Annotated in this window: 16 protein-coding genes; 11 read left to right on the top strand and 5 right to left on the bottom strand. The window is 73.6% G+C overall.

Annotated features, from left to right (window positions below):
• The first annotated feature begins 80 nt into the window (after positions 1 to 80).
• Both AB0J21_RS20675 and AB0J21_RS20670 read left to right on the top strand, forming a co-directional pair.
• Positions 81 to 677 carry a helix-turn-helix domain-containing protein gene (locus tag AB0J21_RS20675; protein WP_363147481.1) on the top strand — a complete coding sequence of 199 codons (597 nt, stop codon included), beginning with the start codon at positions 81 to 83 and terminating at the stop codon, positions 675 to 677.
• Between the two features lie 64 nt (positions 678 to 741).
• A complete protein-coding gene (locus AB0J21_RS20670) occupies positions 742 to 1,233 on the top strand; it encodes a GNAT family N-acetyltransferase (RefSeq protein WP_363147480.1) in 492 nt (163 codons plus the stop codon).
• Here the strand turns inward: AB0J21_RS20670 and AB0J21_RS20665 are convergent.
• Positions 1,214 to 2,170, bottom strand: a complete 957-nt coding sequence (locus tag AB0J21_RS20665; protein WP_363147479.1) for a LysR family transcriptional regulator — start codon at positions 2,168 to 2,170, stop codon at positions 1,214 to 1,216. The genes AB0J21_RS20670 and AB0J21_RS20665 overlap by 20 nt on opposite strands.
• A 91-nt stretch (positions 2,171 to 2,261) precedes the next feature.
• On the opposite strand from AB0J21_RS20665, the gene AB0J21_RS20660 reads away from it, so the two are divergent.
• Positions 2,262 to 3,746: an MFS transporter gene (locus tag AB0J21_RS20660; protein WP_363147478.1), complete on the top strand. Its 1,485-nt coding sequence runs from the start codon at positions 2,262 to 2,264 to the stop codon at positions 3,744 to 3,746.
• 5 nt (positions 3,747 to 3,751) lie between these two features.
• Here AB0J21_RS20660 and proP read toward each other — a convergent pair whose 3' ends face one another.
• Positions 3,752 to 5,257, bottom strand: a complete 1,506-nt coding sequence (proP, locus tag AB0J21_RS20655) for a glycine betaine/L-proline transporter ProP (RefSeq protein WP_363147635.1) — start codon at positions 5,255 to 5,257, stop codon at positions 3,752 to 3,754.
• 419 nt (positions 5,258 to 5,676) lie between these two features.
• Between proP and AB0J21_RS20650 the strand changes: the two genes are divergently transcribed.
• The 4 genes from AB0J21_RS20650 (at position 5,677) to AB0J21_RS20635 (ending at position 8,585) form a co-directional block, all read left to right on the top strand.
• Positions 5,677 to 6,666 (top strand): cation diffusion facilitator family transporter, encoded by a 990-nt coding sequence (locus AB0J21_RS20650; RefSeq protein WP_363147477.1) that lies wholly within the window; start codon positions 5,677 to 5,679, stop codon positions 6,664 to 6,666.
• A gap of 96 nt (positions 6,667 to 6,762) precedes the next feature.
• Positions 6,763 to 7,053: a hypothetical protein gene (locus AB0J21_RS20645; RefSeq protein WP_363147476.1), complete on the top strand. Its 291-nt coding sequence runs from the start codon at positions 6,763 to 6,765 to the stop codon at positions 7,051 to 7,053.
• Between the two features lie 111 nt (positions 7,054 to 7,164).
• Positions 7,165 to 8,367, top strand: coding sequence for an MFS transporter (locus tag AB0J21_RS20640; RefSeq protein ID WP_363147475.1), 1,203 nt, complete (start codon positions 7,165 to 7,167; stop codon positions 8,365 to 8,367).
• Positions 8,368 to 8,423: 56 nt separating this feature from the next.
• Positions 8,424 to 8,585: a hypothetical protein gene (locus AB0J21_RS20635; protein ID WP_363147474.1), complete on the top strand. Its 162-nt coding sequence runs from the start codon at positions 8,424 to 8,426 to the stop codon at positions 8,583 to 8,585.
• 25 nt (positions 8,586 to 8,610) lie between these two features.
• On the opposite strand, the gene AB0J21_RS20630 is transcribed toward AB0J21_RS20635, so the two are convergent.
• Positions 8,611 to 9,657: a glutathione S-transferase C-terminal domain-containing protein gene (locus AB0J21_RS20630; RefSeq protein ID WP_363147473.1), complete on the bottom strand. Its 1,047-nt coding sequence runs from the start codon at positions 9,655 to 9,657 to the stop codon at positions 8,611 to 8,613.
• 144 nt (positions 9,658 to 9,801) lie between these two features.
• Here AB0J21_RS20630 and AB0J21_RS20625 point away from each other — a divergent pair, with 144 nt between their 5' ends.
• On the top strand, positions 9,802 to 11,004 hold the full coding sequence (locus AB0J21_RS20625) for an aromatic acid exporter family protein (protein ID WP_363147472.1): 1,203 nt from the start codon (positions 9,802 to 9,804) through the stop codon (positions 11,002 to 11,004).
• 86 nt (positions 11,005 to 11,090) lie between these two features.
• Here the strand turns inward: AB0J21_RS20625 and AB0J21_RS20620 are convergent, their stop codons facing one another.
• Positions 11,091 to 11,699: a TetR/AcrR family transcriptional regulator gene (locus tag AB0J21_RS20620; RefSeq protein ID WP_363147471.1), complete on the bottom strand. Its 609-nt coding sequence runs from the start codon at positions 11,697 to 11,699 to the stop codon at positions 11,091 to 11,093.
• A gap of 122 nt (positions 11,700 to 11,821) precedes the next feature.
• Here AB0J21_RS20620 and AB0J21_RS20615 point away from each other — a divergent pair, with 122 nt between their 5' ends.
• Positions 11,822 to 12,676 carry a MerR family transcriptional regulator gene (locus AB0J21_RS20615; RefSeq protein WP_363147470.1) on the top strand — a complete coding sequence of 285 codons (855 nt, stop codon included), beginning with the start codon at positions 11,822 to 11,824 and terminating at the stop codon, positions 12,674 to 12,676.
• Between the two features lie 92 nt (positions 12,677 to 12,768).
• On the opposite strand, the gene AB0J21_RS20610 is transcribed toward AB0J21_RS20615, so the two are convergent.
• Positions 12,769 to 13,260: a helix-turn-helix domain-containing protein gene (locus AB0J21_RS20610; RefSeq protein ID WP_363147469.1), complete on the bottom strand. Its 492-nt coding sequence runs from the start codon at positions 13,258 to 13,260 to the stop codon at positions 12,769 to 12,771.
• Between the two features lie 225 nt (positions 13,261 to 13,485).
• Here AB0J21_RS20610 and AB0J21_RS20605 point away from each other — a divergent pair, with 225 nt between their 5' ends.
• Together AB0J21_RS20605 and AB0J21_RS20600 are read left to right on the top strand one after the other, a co-directional pair.
• Entirely contained in the window at positions 13,486 to 14,283 is a 798-nt protein-coding gene (locus tag AB0J21_RS20605; RefSeq protein ID WP_363147468.1) for a VOC family protein, read from the top strand.
• 67 nt (positions 14,284 to 14,350) lie between these two features.
• Complete coding sequence (locus AB0J21_RS20600; RefSeq protein ID WP_363147467.1) at positions 14,351 to 15,022, top strand: pyridoxamine 5'-phosphate oxidase family protein; 672 nt, start codon at positions 14,351 to 14,353, stop codon at positions 15,020 to 15,022.
• Positions 15,023 to 15,045: the final 23 nt, after the last annotated feature.

The raw sequence follows: 15,045 nt of genomic DNA, 5'->3' as shown, positions 1-15,045 counted from the left end.
AAGCTCCAGCAGAGTTTTTGCACTGTAATGCATTTTTACCCTGGGTGGTAAAGATCCTCGGGGCCGTTATGCTGCGTGCCATGGACAGCAGTGCGGCCGAGGGCGGCCTGCGCGAACGCGGAAAGGCGCGACGCCGTGCCGCGATCACACGGGCGGCGTTCGAGCTCTTCGCCGAGCAGGGCTACGGCAGCACCACGATCGCCGAGATCGCCGCTCGGGCCGAGGTGTCCCCTCGTACGGTCACCCTGTATTTCCGTTCCAAACAGGACATCGCCTTCGCGACCTTCGACGCCTCGGTGGAGGAGCTCACCCGGGCGTTGCGCGGCCGGGCCCCCGGGACCAGCGCGGTGCGCGCCCTGGAGAGCTGGCTGCGCGAGGAGACGGCCTGCCACGACGAGCTCGACGAACTGGGCCTGCGCATGTTCGAGGCCAACCCGGAGCTGCGCGCGGTGCGCACCGCGCGGATGGCCCACGCCATCGAGGAGGGCGCCCGCATCATCGCCGAGGACACCGGCGAGCCGCCCGACGGCATCGGCCCCCGGCTGGCCGCAGCCGCCGCGGCGGCCGTCGTGACGGAGATCGTGGAACGCCCCACGGGAGACGACCGCGAGGAGGCCATCGGCGCGGCCATGGCCTTCCTCGAAGCGGGCGTCAGGGCGCTTCGGCGTACCCCCTGAGCCGGCCGGCGTCCCCGCCCGAAACCCCTTGCCCCACCCGTGCCCGGTTCCCGATCATGGCCCCATGCAGATCAGGGAAGCGACCGCCGAGGACTGGCCCGCCATCTGGCCGTTCTTCCACACCGTCGTCGCGGCCGGCGAGACCTTCACCTACCCCACCGACCTCCCCGAAGAACAGGCACGCTCCTGGTGGCTGCTCGACGCGCCGGACCGCACGGTCGTCGCCGTCGACGAGAGCACCGGCACGATCCTCGGCACCGCGAAGACGAACGCCAACCAGCGCGGCAACGGCGCGCACGTCGCGAGCGCCAGCTACCTGGTCGACCCGGCCCACGAAGGCCGAGGCGTGGGCCGCGCGCTGTGCGCGCACACCCTCGACTGGGCGCGTACGGCGGGGTTCCGGCGGATGCAGTTCAACGCGGTCGTGGAGACCAACACCCGGGCCGTCGGGCTCTACCGCTCCCTCGGCTTCGAGATCCTCGGCACCCTGCCCGAGGGTTTCCGCCACCCCCGGCACGGCTACGTGGGCCTGCACGTCATGCACCGGGCGCTGTGACCCCGGCCGGGCCGCCGGCCTCCTCGCCCGCCTGGAGAAGCGCCTCCTGACGCACCAGCTCCCGCAGCCAGCGGTGCGCGGGGTCGGCCTCGTGGCGCGGATGCCAGGCCAGCGCCATGTCGAGCGGCGGGAGGTCCAGGGGCACCTCGAAGATCCGCAGGCCGAGCCGGTGCGGCAGTCGCGCCGCGCCCGCCGTCGCGAGCCCCACCAGATCGCTGTCCGCCAGCAGGTGCAGCGAGGCCGGAAAAGTCCCTACCGAACCCACCACCCGCCGCGACAGGCCGAGTTCGGCGAGCGCCGCGTCCACGGGGCCGTGCAGCCGGCCGCGCCGCGAGGAGATGAGGTGGTCGGCCGCCGCGAACCGCCGCGCGGTGACCCGCCCGTCCAGCAGCGGATGGCCCTCCCGGACCACGCCCACCATCCGGTCCCGGTACAGCGGCTCCACCCGCACCTCGGGTGAGCGGGAGTCGATCACCCCCACCTCCAGGTCCGCACGGCCCTCCCGCAGCACCGGCGCGTCGGAGTGCGTCTCCGCCAGGAAACGCAGCCGCACCCCCGGCGCCTCACCGGCCAGCCGGCGCAGCAGGGGGCCGCCCAGCACGGCCGTCAGCGCGTCCGCCGCGATCACCGTGAACGTCCGCTCCAGAGAGGACGGGTCCACACCCTCGCGTGCCAGGAAGATGCCCCGCGCCCGCTCCACCACCGCCCGCACCTCACCGCGCATCGCGAGCGCCCGGGGCGTGGGCACCATCGACCGTCCGGCGCGCACCAGCACGGGATCGCCGAGCGCCTTCCTGATCCGCCCCAGGGTCCGGCTCATCGCGGGCTCCGACAGGTGCAGGCGTTCGGCGGCGCCCGTCACGCTGGACTCCTCAAGGAGGACGTCCAGCGCCAGCAGGAGATTCAGGTCGAGAGAAGACGAGTGCGTCACGCGCATTCATTCCTTGCGAAACATGCATTGGAAAGCAGGGCTGGACCCAGCCTACGGTGACGGCACACCCCGTCACCGCCTCGCTCCAGGAGGAGCCATGACGAGCCCTGCCCATGAACGGAAACTCCCTCTCGCGCCCCCCGCCGCCCCGGCCTCCCCCGGCGGGCCCGCCCCGGAGCAAGCCCCCGCCGCCCCCGACCGCCTCAGCCGTGCCGCCCTCCTCGCCCTGTGCGCCTGCGTCCTCGTCGCGCAGAGCATGGTCGCCGCGATCAACCTGCTCATCCCGCAACTCGCCGCCTCCAGCCTGCACCCGTCCTCAGGACAGCTCCTGTGGGCCGTCGACGCCTACGTCATCGCCTTCGCGTGCCTGCTCGTCCCCGCCGGCGCGGTGGGCGACCGCCTGGGCCGTAAAGGGGTCCTGCTCACCGGCCTCGGGCTCTTCGGGGCGGGAGCAGCGACGAGCGGTCTGGCCACCACCCCGGCGCTGCTGATCGCGGGCCGCGCGGTGTGCGGCTGCGGCGCCGCCCTCGCCATCCCGGCGACCATGGCCGCGATCGTCCACCTCGCCGCGCCCGCGCGCCGGCCACAGGCCCTCGCCGCCTGGACCCTCGCGATGGGGCTCGGAGGGCTGGCCGGCAACCTCGGCGGGGGAGTGGCCGGTCAGTACTTCTCCTGGCGCGCACTGTTCTGGGCCATGGTGCCGCTCGCCGCACTGCTCGCCCTGGCGGTGGCCCTGGCCGTACCGCGTACCGCCCGGCACGACGCGGCCGTCGACCCGCTCGGCTCCGCCCTGCTCACCGGCGCCCTCGTCGCTCTCGTGCACGCACTGATCGCGGGGCCCGAACACGGCTGGAGCGCACCACGTGTCCTCGGCTCCTTCGCCGCGGGCGCCCTTCTCCTCGCCGTGTTCGTCACCCACGCCCTGCGTGCCGAACGCCCGCTGTTCGACCCGCGGATCTTCCGCAACCCGCGGCTGCGGGCCGGCGCCCTCGGCATCGCCGTCAGTTTCTTCGCGCTCTTCGCACTCTTCTACGTCAACGCCCAGTACCTCCAGTACGCCAAGGGGTACGGGGTGCTGCGCACGGGCCTCGCGATCGTGCCGGTCACCGTGGGCATGGCGCTCCTGCCCCGGATCGGTGTGCGCTGGGCCGCCCGCAGCGGGCCGCGACCGCTCGTCGCCCTCGGCCTCGCCCTCATCGGCGCCGGACTGCTGCTCGTCTCCACGGCCGACGCCGGCACCCCGTACCCGCTGTACGCCTGCTACCTGCTGGTCCTCTCGGCCGGGACCGGGCTGTGCGGGCCCTCCCTCACCACGACCCTCGTCTCCGAACTGCCCGCCCACCAGGCGGGGCTGGGCTCGGGACTCAACACGGCCGCCCGGGAGATCGGCGCGGCGCTCGGTGTCGCCGTCGTGGGGACGGCCCTGTCCGGACACTCCGGCGCCGCACACTCGGCGGCCGGGACCGGCGCCTTCACCCACGCGATGGGCACCGGGCTGCGGATCGTCGCCGTCCTCGCGCTGATCGCCACCGTCCTCGTCGTCCACGGATACAGCCGATACGACCGGGGGCCGCGCGACTGACGGACTCAGTCGCCGTCGTGGCCACCGCCCCAGGGGTGCCGCATCCGGATCCACACGTCGCGCGCCTGCCGGCTCGCCCGCGTCCTGCTGCGCGCGACGAGGGTGCGCGCCTGTTCGTGGGTCTCCACCATGGGGCCGGAACCGCGCAGCGGCTTGCCCGCCGTCTCGTGCAGGAAGAAGGTCGCGATCAGGCCGACGACCCCCGCCACCATCAGGTAGTACGCCGGGATCATGTCGCTGCCCGTCGCCTCCACGAGCGCGGAGGCGACCAGCGGTGTGGTGCCGCCGAACAGGGACACCGAGATGTTGAAGGCGATCGACAGGGCCCCGTAGCGCATCCGGGTCGGGAACAGCGCCGGGAGCGTCGAGGCCGAGGTGCCGGCGAAGCACACCAGCAGCAGACCGAGCACCCCGCAGCCGATCGCCGGGAGCAGGATGCCGCCCTGCCGGATGAGCAGGAAGGCGGGGATCGCGAACACGATGAGCGCCACGCTCCCCAGCAGGAACACCGGGCGCCGCCCCCAGCGGTCGGACGACCTGCCGACCGTGGTGATCAGCAGGACCACGAGCAGCATCGTGCCGAGGACCAGGAGCTGGGAACTCGTCTCCGGCTCGCCGAGCGTCTCGGACATGTACGTCGGCAGGTAGGAGGTCACCATGTAGTTCGTGACGTTGTAGAGCAGTACCAGGCCCATGCAGACGAGCACCGCCTCCCAGTGCCCGGTGAAGATCTCCTTGAGCCGGCCCTTGCCGGACTGCCGGGCCTCCTCGACGGGGTCGCCCTCGGACAGCGCCTCGGCCTGGGCCTCCTCCTCGCGCTGGAAGGCGGGGGTCTCCTCCAGCTTCAGCCGCATGTACAGACCGATCAGGCCCAGGGGCCCCGCGACGAAGAACGGGATGCGCCAGCCCCAGTCCGTCAGCCCGTCCGTGCCGAGGGTCGCGGTCAGCACGGTCACCAGGCCCGAGCCCAGCGAATAGCCGACGAAGGTACCGAAGTCCAGCCAGCTGCCGAGGAAGCCGCGTCGCTTGTCCGGCGCGTACTCGGCGATGTACGTCGTGGCGCCCGCGTACTCCCCACCGGTCGAGAAGCCCTGCACCAGACGGCACAGCAGCAGCAGCAACGGAGCGGCGAAGCCGGCCGAGGCGTACGTGGGCAGGAAGCCGACGGCGAAGGTGCTGGCCGCCATCATGATCATGGTGACCGCGAGCACCTTCTGACGCCCCACCCGGTCACCGAGCGGACCGAACACCAGACCACCGAGCGGCCGTACCAGGAAGGCGGCCGCGAAGGTCGCGAAGGTCGACACCACCTGCGCGCCCGGCGAACTCGACGGGAAGAACACCTTGCCGAGGGTCCCCGCGAGATAGGCGTAGACACCGAAGTCGAACCACTCCATGGTGTTGCCGAGCGCCGCCGCCGTCACGGCGCGGCGCACCTTCGGCGGATCGGTGACCGTCACGTCGGCGGCGGCCAAGGCCTTCTTGCGACGCCGCAGCAGCGTCCGCAGCATCTGGTCCGTCGTCGCCTGAGAGCCACCCTGGCGCCGGGGGACGCGCGGCTGTCGATTCGGTCCCGGCATGAAAAGTCCTGCCCTCCGCTGTAGCTCCGGCCTCTCCGCCGTACCGCGCGGCGCCGGCCTCCTGTCTCTTTCCGGCAGGCCCACCTTCCCCGCCCGCGCTCACGTATGCCGCGTGACTGTGCCGTAGGAGTGGGTGAGGGGACCCGTACGGACGAGGCCGGCGGTGTCCGCGTGTCGAGTGTCCGCGTGTCGCGCGGGCGGACAGGCCGGGCACCACCGGGCGCGCCGCGATGACGACGGGGTGCGCCCACGAAGCCGGCGGCCCCCTGTAACGCAGAGGCCGGGTCTGGACGGTGCCGGCAGGGGTATCCGGTCCTCGTGAGTGTCCCCTGCACCGACTGTGAGGCCCGATGAGCGACGAGAGCGCCCACCGCCGGAACGAGGCTCCCGAAGGAGCCCCTGAGGAGAAGTCCAAGGACCAGCACACCAAGCTGACCGTCTGGGTGGCTCTCGCCGCCAACCTGGTCATCGCCGTGGCCAAGATCGTCGGCGGTCTCTTCGCGGGCTCCCCCGCCCTGCTGTCCGAGGCGGCGCACTCCGTCGCCGACAGCATGAACGAGGTCTTCCTGCTGGCAGCGTTGCGCCGCAGCCGCAAACCCGCCGACCCCCGCCACCCCTTCGGCTACGGCAAGGAGCGCTACTTCTGGTCGCTGCTCGCCGCCGTCGGCATCTTCGTCACCGGAGGCTGCTTCTCGGTCTTCCAGGGCGTCGAGGCGCTGCGCTCGGGAGCCGCCGAGTCCACCAGTGGCTACATCATCGGCCTCGTCGTCCTCGCGGTCGCCTTCCTCGCCGAGGGCAGCTCCCTGGCCCGCGCCCTGTGGCAGGTACGCGGCCAGGAGGGCGGGGTGGGCTCCGACCCGGCGCTGCGCACCGTCATCGCCGAGGACGGTACGGCCGTGCTCGGCGTGACCCTCGCGATGATCGGGATGGGTCTGCACATGGCGACCGGTCAGGTCGCCTACGAGGCGGCCGCCTCCATCGGTATCGGCCTGCTCCTGGTGGCCGTCGCCTACCGCCTCGGCAAGGACGCCCGCGACCAGCTCATCGGCGAGGCGGTCGACCCGGAACTGCGCGACGGCATCGCCGAGTTCCTCGCCCGCCAGCCCGAGATCGACCGGGTCGCCACCCTCCTGACGATGCGCCTGGGGCTCGACTCGACGCTGGTCGCCGCGCGGATCGACCTCGCACCCGGCCGGGACAGCGAACAGGTGGAGCTGGTGATGGAACGCGTCAAGGACGCGATCGCCGAGCGCTGGCCCGAGGCCGACCAGGTCTTCCTCGACATCACCGAGGCGCCGCCGGTGCCCGGGGCGCGTGTCGACCCGGAACTCACCCTGTGAGCCGGCCACGCGGCCGCCGGGCTTGAGCGGCGGCCGCGCGGGCACCCGCATCCACACCCCCCGTCCCCGCCCCGGCACACCCCCTGAGGAGTGGTCATGACACAGGACTCCGCCCGCGAGCGGTACGGCACGGAACACGAGGAGGGGCTCGGCGCACTGGAGCCCGGCACCCGGCAGCGCGCCGAACTGCGGGCCAGGTCGATGGACGTCGCCTGGACGGCCCTGTGCACCGTCGTCCTCCTGTGGGGCGTCTGGACGGCTGTGGGCGTGGTCCGGGGCGACACCGCCTGGGCCTACTGCGCGGTGGCCTGGCTGCTGAGCGCGGTGGTGGTCGCGCTGCGTGTCACGGCCTCCCGGCGCCGCGCGCGGTACCCGGCGCGACGCTGACCCGTGCCGGGGCGTCCCGCTGCTCGCGGCCCTCCGGCCGGGGGCGGGCGGGACCGTCAGGTCCGCACCCACCGACGGGTCCCGGACCTGTGTGCGAACTAACGTGGTGCCATGACGACCGCACCCGCCGCCCAACCCCCGCCGCGCGCCTACCTCGTCGTCGCGGGCGTCTTCGCCGTCGGCATGGCCGGCACCACCCTGCCCACGCCGCTCTACGGTCTGTACCGCGCGGAGATCGGCTTCTCCCAGCTGCTCGTGACGGTCGTCTTCGCCGTGTACGCCCTCGGAGTCATCGCCGTCCTGCTGCTGGCCGGCAACTACTCCGATCTGGCGGGCCGCCGCGCCACCGTGCGCTGGGGGCTCGTGCTGTCCGTGGCCAGCGCGCTGTGCTTCGTGTTCGAGGCCGGACTGCCCGCCCTGTTCGCCGGCCGGCTCCTGTCCGGTTTCGCGGCGGGGCTGTTCTCCGGGGCGGCCACCGCCTACGTCCTCGATCTGGCCCCGCCGCACAAGACCCGCGCCGGGCTCGCCGCGACCGCCGCCAACATGGGCGGCCTCGGCTGCGGTCCGCTGCTCGCCGGACTGCTCGCCCAGTACGCCCCGTGGCCGCTGCGCCTGCCCTACCTCGTCCACCTCGGGCTGCTGCTGCTCGCGGGGCTCGCCGTCCAGCTGCTGCCCGAACCGCTCCCCGGCGCCAATCCCCGGTCCGCTCCGCACCCCGAGGGGATGGCCGTGCCGCCCGAGGTGCGCACGGTGTTCGTCCCCGCCGCCTGCGCGGCCTTCGCCGGTTTCTCGCTCATGGGGCTGTTCACCGCCGTCTCGCCGAGCTTCCTCACCGAGACCCTCGGCCAGCGCAACCTCGCCGTCGTCGGGCTCGTGGTCTTCCTCGTCTTCCTCGGCTCCATCGCCGGGCAGTCCGCGCTCGGCCGGCTCGGGGTGCGCCGCGCCCTGCCGGCCGGCTGCTTCCTGCTGGTCGCGGGGCTCCTCATGGTCGCCGCCGGCCTCGCCTTCGAACTGCTGCCGCTCCTCGTCGTGGGCGGGGTGATCGGCGGCGTCGGCCAGGGGCTCTCCTTCCGCGCCGGGACCACCGCGATCGGCGCGAAGGCCCCCGAGGAACACCGGGGCGCGACGCTCTCCGCCTACTTCGTGGTGGCCTACGTCGGCATCTCCGTACCGGTCGTCGCGGTCGGCGCCCTCGCCCAGGCCGTCGGGCTGAAGGACGCGGGCCTGCTGTTCTCCGCCTGCGTACTCGTCCTGGCCGCGGTCGTGGGCGGCTACGTGCTGCGCCCGCGCGTCGGCGCCACCCTGCCCCGGTGAGCGGCGGAACCTCCTCCCCAGTGGCGCGGCACGTGGGTCCGTAGTCCCCTGGAACCATGAGCGATCAGGCCATAGACCACTGGACCGGGCGCCTGCGCGAAACCGCGCCCGCGCTGGACGAGAAGTCCGCACGGGGCTTCGTGCGGGAGCTGTACGACGCGGCGCGCCACGACCTCGACGTGGAGGCGAAGGAGGCGGACTTCGAACGCGACGAATGAGGCGGGGTGCCGCCCGGACCGGGGCTCAGGCCCGCCCGGCCTCCGGCACCACCTCACCCGCGGGCACCGGCCCCGGCGGCGTCCCGTCGCCGAAGGGCCGGCCTCCCAGCTCCTCGCGGTGGTGCGGGGACAGCCAGCCGCTCAGATCCGGCCCGAGGGGCACGATCCGGGTGGGGTTGAGCCCCGTGTGCACCATGTAGTAGTGCCGCTTGATGTGGTCGAAGTCCACGGTGTCCCCGAAGCCGGGTGTCTGGAACAGGTCCCGTGCGTACCCCCACAGCACCCGGTCCTCCGCGATCTTGAACCGGTTGCACTTGAAGTGGCCGTGGTACACCGCGTCGAAACGCACGAGCGTCGTGAACAGCCGGATGTCGGCCTCCGTGAGGGTGTCCCCGACCAGATAGCGGCGGTCGGCGAGCCGCCGCGACACCTGTTCCAGACGCCGGAACACGTCGCCGTACGCCTCCTCGTACCTCTCCTGCGAGTCCGCGAAGCCCGCGCGGTAGACGCCGTTGTTGACGTCCCGGTAGATCCCGTCCATCACCTCGTCGATCTCGCTCCGCAGCTCCTCGGGGTACAGATCGGGGGCGCCCGGCCGGTGCAGCGCGCCCCACTCGGTCGCGAGGTCGAGAGTGAGCTGCTGGTAGTCGTTGGTCACGAGCTTCCCGCTCGGGACGTCCACGAGCGCCGGGACGCTCACCCCGCCCGGGTAGCCCGTCTCCCGCGCGTCGTACGCCTCACTCAGATAGCGGATGCCCAGCACCGGGTCGCGACCGCCCGGGTCGAGCGTGAAGCGCCAGCTGCGGTCGTCCTGGATGGGGTCGGTGACCGCGAGCGAGAGCGCGTCCTCCAGGCCCAGCAGCCGCCGTGAGATCACCGCCCGGCTCGCCCACGGACAGGCCCGGCTCACCACGAGCCGGTAGCGGCCGGCCTCCACCGGCCAGCCGCCCCGGCCGTCCGCCGTCACCCGGTCCGCGAAGTGACTGCGCGAACGCCTGAACGGCTTGCTGCCGTAGGAGCTGTTGCCGTCGCTCCCCGCGCCGCCCCGCGTCGCGTCGCTGTCCTCGGCCATGGCTGTCCCTCCGTCGTACGGTCCCGCTGTCCCTCCACTCCTTCCCCAGGAGCGGAGCGAACGTCCCACCACCCCCGCGAAATCACCTTCCGGCCCCCGCGCGGCGCCACACCTGGCGCGGGTGTGCCTGGTCAAGATGGGGGCGTGCCCGAAGTCCCCGCCCCCGTCGTCGCCCTGGTGCGCAGGACCACGGAACCCGTCGTCGCCCAGACCATCCGCTCGACGGCAGCCGCGGTCGTGTCCTATGTGATCGCCACCCTCCTGCTTCCGCAGCCGGCGCCGCTCACCGCGCCCCTCACCGCCCTGCTGGTCGTGCAGGTGACCCTCTACGCGACCCTCAAGACGGGCATCCGGCGCGTCAACGCGGTGCTCGCCGGAGTGCTCATCGCCACCGGATTCAGCGCCCTGGTCGGACTCACCTGGTGGACCCTGGGTCTCACGATCCTCACCGCCCTCGTCATCGGCCGCGTCGTCCGGGTCGGCGAGTTCGTTCCCGAAGTGGCGATCAGCGCGATGCTCGTCCTCGGCGTCGCCCAGGTCACCGCGACCGCCCTGGACCGCGTCTTCGAAACCCTCATCGGAGCCGTGGTGGGCCTCGTCTTCAACTCGCTCGCCCCACCGGTGTGGGTGCAGAGCGCGGGCGACGCCATCACCGGGATGGCCAGCAGCATGGGCCGGCTCTACCGCGACATGGCCGAGGAGGTCACCGGCCACGTCCCGGTCGCCGAGGCGGCCCAGCGCCTGCACGCGGCCCGCCGCCTGGACGACGACATCTCGGAGGTGGACGCCGAACTGCGCCAGGCCGAGGACAGCACCCGCCTCAACCCCCGGGTCAAGGAGGGGCTGCTGAGCCGGGTCGCGCTGCGCACCGGACTCGACACCCTGGAGATCTGCGCCGTCGTCCAGCGCGTGCAGTTCCGCTCGCTGACCGACCTCGCCAAGGCGCGACCCGACGAGGCCATGCTGCCGGACGACGCCGCCCAGGCGTACGCGCAACTGCTGCGTCACACCGCCGAGGCCGTCGAGAGCTTCGCGACCCTCATCACCACCTCGGCGGCCTCCGGAGCCGACGCGGCCGAGGACAGCCTGGAAGCCGCCCTCACCGCGAGCCGGGCCGACCGCGACCGCCTCGCCGACCGCCTGCTCGACCTCGTGCGGGAACAGCCCCGCCAGTGGCAGCTGCACGGCGCGCTGCTCGCCGAGGCGGACCGGGTGCTCGACGAACTCGACGTCGAGAAGCGCTCCGCCCGGCTCATCGAGGAACTCGACCGGCTCACCGCCCGCACCCACGAACGGCGGCCGCGCCTCCAGGCCGTCCTGGACCGCCTGCGGACGCGCCGCTCCTGACCCCTGCTCACGCGCCGGGGCGGGCCGCCGGGGTGCCGGACATACGGACGGAGGGGGCCCGCCCCCGCCCATCGGTGACTGCCTGCTCAGCGCGGCAGCAGCCCACGCGCCAGCGTCCGTACGGTGTCGTCGATCAGCTCCCGCGCCGGGCGCTCGCCGGTCATCCCGCTGCCGATGAGCGCGGCCAGCCCCTGAAGGGCGGCGAGGACCGTCGTCTGCGCTCCTTCGGGCGCCGCCGCGAGGAAGCGCGCGGAAGGGCCGACGGAGCGTTCGGCCGCCACCCGCAGCCGCGCCGCCCCGGGCCGGTCGCGCGGGGCGAACATCAGCTCCAGCAGAGCCGTGTGCCGCACCGCGAACCGCACCCAGGCGTGGGCGAACACCGAGAGGTGCCGCACGAACGCCTCCTCGTCCACGACGCCCCCGGCGACAGGCGCCCGCGGCAGGCCCGCCGTCGCCGAGTCCAGCTCGGCGCCCAGGCGTTCGAAACCGGCCTCGGACAGCGCGTCGAGCAGCGCCTGCCGGTCGGGGAAGTGCCGCCGCGGCGCTCCGTGGCTCACCCCCACCGAACGGGCCAGTTCGCGCAGCGACAGCTCGTGCGGACCGACGACGTCGAGCATCTCCTCGGCCCGTTCCAGGAGAGCCGCTCGCAGGTTTCCGTGGTGGTAGGCGGTACGCGGACGCTCCGTAGTCTCCATGGGCCCACCCTACCCCCTTGTAGGCGGTGACTACATTTGCTGCGGAGGACCCGCCCGGGAGGTGGTGCCGGTCGGCGATGCTTGCCCCTCACACCGTGTCAGCCTGTGCAGTGGAGCCCATCATGTTGACCATCGGAGAGTTCGCACGGCACGGCCGGGTGTCCGTCCGCATGCTGCGACACTACGACGCCCTCGGCCTGCTGCGCCCTGCCCGGACCGACCCGGTCAGCGGCTACCGCTCCTACGAGGCTGCCCAGCTCTCGCGGCTTAACCGCGTCGTCGCCCTCAAGGACCTCGGCTTCAGCCTCCGACAGGTGGGCCGCGTCCTCGACGACGAGGTGGACACCGCCCAGTTGCGCGGCATGCTGCGGCTGCGGCAGGCGGAGCTGGCCGAGGCGGTCGCGGCGGGGCGCGCGGGCCTGGCCCGGATCGAGGCGAGACTCCGTTCGATCGAGAGTGAGGGACACATGCCCGTCGAGGACATCGTCGTCAAAGCCCTGCCCGCGGTGCGGGTCGCCGAACTGAGCGGCACGGTGGCCGACTTCAGCCCCGAGGAGGTCGGACAGGTGCTCGGTCCCCTCTTCGGCCGGCTGTGCGCCCTCCTGGCGGAGGCGGGGGTCCGCCCGAGCGGCCCCGGGCTGGCCTACTACACGCCGGCCGGAGGGGACGGCGAGACCGTCACCGCGCACGCCGCCTTCCCCCTGCCCCCGACGGCGCCCGCCGCCGGGGGCTGGACTCTCGTGGACCTGCCCGCCGTGGAGCGGGCCGCGACCCTCGTCCACCGGGGCTCCATGGACCACGTCCTCGTCTCGGAGCAGCTCCTCGGCCACTGGCTCGACACCGAAGGGGCCGAGGCGCTCGGGTACACCCGCGAGCTGTACCTCCACTGCCCCGAGGACCCCGCCGACTGGATCACCGAACTCCAGCAGCCCCTCGGGGCCAGGAAGCCCTCCGGGGCGAACGCCGTCGCGGGCTGAACGTTTCGCCCCGCCACGAGCACAGCGGCCACCACCGGCGGCGGCACGACCGGCCCGCCGCGCCGCGCCCGGCTTGTGGCGGGGCGAGCGGATCAGGCGGGCACACCGGCCTCCGTCACCGGGAACCAGCGCTCCCCGCGACGCTCGGCGAGCCCGCGTTCCGCGAGCCCGCTCAGGTGCTTCGCCACGGTCGCCGGCTGGTAGCCGGCCCGCTCGGCGAGTTCCTCCTGCGTCAGCCCCGCCGCGCCGGCGGAACTGAGCCGCTGCCAGGTGCGCGCCGCGGTACGGCCCAGGCCCCCGCTGCTCGCCGGGGCGAACAGCTCCGTGCCGGGCACGGCCCGGCCGCCCGGCCCGGCGCCGCCGGAGGCGGGAGGCGGAGTGGGCGAGGGGGCGGGGGACACGGTCGCGGAGGGCGCGGGCGCGGTGGTGGGGGCCGTGGCGGCGGCGGACGCTCCGGCCGGGGAACCGGCCGGCGTGGCGGCCGTCGCCACGGCCCGCCGCGCGGCACCCGTGCGGCTCACAGGACGCGGGGTCCGGTCGACCGTCCGGTGCCTGCGGCCCTTCTGCTGACGACGCTTGGCCATGGTGCGCTCCGTTCTGTCGCGGTCATCGGTCAACCACGTGAACGTGCGTGCGTCGATCACGGTTACGGGCGACCGTGCGTGGGGGTGAAACGGGGGCACGGCCCCGGCATGTCAGCGGATGCGCGCCGAGGCCGCCGGGCCGAAGATGAACGCAGCCCCGCACGCCCGCGCGCCGCGCGCCCCCGAGCGGGGGACCGAAGGACTGAGGAAGGCGGCCGTAGGGTGATGGCTGACAGGCCCGGAACGCAGGACCAGGACGGCATCGGGCTGGGTACGAGAGGCTCGGTCAACCTCATGACCCGGGACCTCGCCGAGGCCCAGCGCTTCTACGGGGCCGTCATGGGCTGGAGCTTCCGCAGCGGCAGGCTCGGCGAGGACTTCTGCGTCGCACAGCGCCCCGACGGGACCCCGGCGGCGGTGATCGGCGCGATCGCCTCGACGCTCCAGGTCGCCGTCGCCTGGACCCCCTTCTTCGCCGTCTACGACCTGGACGACGTCGTCGCCCGGGTACGCGAACGCAGCGGCACCGTCGCGGTCGGCCCGCTGCGGCTGCCCTACGGCCGCGCCGCGCTGGGCGCCGACCGCGACGGGGCCGTCTTCGGCATGTGGCAGGACGACGGCGTACCGGGCCGCATCTCCGGCCGCAGCCCCCGCGCCTGGCTGCGGCTGCGCACCCGCGACGCCTTCGAGGCCGCGATCTTCTACGGAGAGGTGCTCGGCTGGGGCAGTGACCGGCCCGGCGCCCCCGAGGTCCACTACGAGCTGGAGGAGGTCGTCGTGCGCACGGAGGGGCAGCAGCTCGCCAGGATCAGTTCGGGAGCGGTCGAGGCGGCCCCCGACCCGCTGGTCCGCCCGATGTGGCGCGTGCACTTCCCGGTGGACGACCTGGACACGGCATTGCGGACGACCACCGAGTACGGCGGCGGGCTCGTGGACGTGCACGACAGTCCGCAGGGCAGGGAGGCGATGCTGCGTGACCCCGACGGCGCCCTGTTCACCGTCACCGAACTGCCGCGGCGCTGAACCCCGCCCACACCTCCCCGCTCCCTGTCCACGCGAGCGGCCTCACCGCCACCAGGAGGTCCGTCCCATGAGTCCCGTCTCCCAGTTCACCGCACCCGGCAGCGCGGGGGGCGATGTCGGCAGGCGCATCGCCCACCGCCGCGAGGAGGCGGGTCTCAGCCGCGCGGAACTGGCCCGTGCCGTCGGCGCCGACCCCTCCTACCTGCGCTACATCGAGGAGGAGAACGCCGCCCCCGGCACCGCCGTCCTGCTGCGCATCGCCGCTGCCCTGGGGGTCAACCTCGCCGATCTGCGCGGCACCGCCGTCGAGTACCCGCAAGGACGCGGCGGGGCGTCAGCCGCCCCCGTCTTCGAGGCGCTGAGCGAGGACGAGTGCCGCGCCCGGCTGGCGGAGCACGGAGTCGGCCGGGTCGGGCTCCTGACGGGCGGGGCGGACCCGCAGATCCTGCCCGTCAACTACTGCGTCGTCGACGGGGACATCGCCTTCCGCACCGGTGAGGACACCGCGCTCACCACCGCCGAGGGCGAGCGGGTCGCCTTCGAGGTCGACCGGATCGACGACGCGCTCAGCGCCGGCTGGTCCGTCCTCGTCACCGGAGCGGCCCGCCGGGTGCGCGAAGCGCGGGAGGCCGACCGGCTGGAGCGCGCGGCCTTCTCGAAGCCGTGGGCCGACCCCGGCCGGGCCGTCTGGTTCCTCGTCCACCCCGACCGGCTCAGCGGACGCCGGATCCGCACCTGAGCGCGGGCCGCCCCGGTGCCCGG

This window comes from Streptomyces sp. NPDC049954 (assembly GCF_040656295.1).
Taxonomy (GTDB): Bacteria; Actinomycetota; Actinomycetes; order Streptomycetales; family Streptomycetaceae; genus Streptomyces.
This window is presented reverse-complemented; position numbering and strand designations above follow the sequence as displayed.